Annotated in this window: 1 protein-coding gene; it reads left to right on the top strand. The window is 45.0% G+C overall.

Features of this window, described 5'->3' with window-relative positions; genetic code table 11:
- The coding region (locus QYB97_RS25070) for a transposase (protein WP_301168717.1) at positions 1-806 on the top strand (806 nt) is incomplete at both ends.

Below are 806 nucleotides of genomic sequence, written 5' to 3'. Positions count from 1 at the left end.
TGACGCCACCTTTATGCGTATGAAAGAAGACCATATGAAGAACGGCCAGCTAAAACCCGGTTATAACGTACAAATGGCGACTGAGAACCAATTTGTTTTGTTTTATTCCCTTCATCAGCGCCCGACAGATACGCGGTGTTTCATTCCTCATTTTGAGAAACTGGCCGCGTCTTCTTTACCGATGCCAAAAACCGTGATTGCGGATGCCGGTTATGGTAGTGAAGAGAACTATTTATTTGCGGTCGGAGAAGAAACAGAACCGCGATTCGAATTTCTGATTCCCTATGGAAGCTATATGAAGGAACAAACCCGAAGTTATAAAAACGAGATCAAAAACGCAAAGAACTGGGTGTATGAGGAACTTGATGATTGGTTTATCTGTCCCAATGGCCGAAAGGTACTGTTTAAGAACTATCTGAAGAAAAAGAACCGATCCGGTCTGGAACAAAGTTTCAAGATTTATGAATGCGAAGATTGTACCGATTGCCCGTTTAAAACCCAGTGCACCAAAGCGAAAGGGAACCGCCAGGTGCATTGGAACACGATCTATGAAGAAATGAAGGCCAAAGCAAAAGCCGCCCTTGAATGTGAGGAAAAAGCCGCGATCTATGCCCGACGTAAAGTCGAAGTGGAAAGCGTCTTTGGCCACATCAAGGGCAATCGGTCGTTCCGCAGGTGGTCATTACGGGGACTGGATAAGGTACATATAGAGTTTGGAATCGTGGCATTGGCCCACAACCTCTTGAAAGTAGCAGGCATTCGCCTGGCTACTTTCAGGAAAAAAGAACAATCAAAAAAAGCAGGAC

It is taken from the genome of Fictibacillus fluitans (assembly GCF_030418125.1).
GTDB lineage: Bacteria > Bacillota > Bacilli > Bacillales > Fictibacillaceae > Fictibacillus_C > Fictibacillus_C fluitans.
The sequence above is the reverse complement of the archived record's forward strand: the minus strand, read 5'-3'. Positions and strand labels throughout refer to the sequence as shown.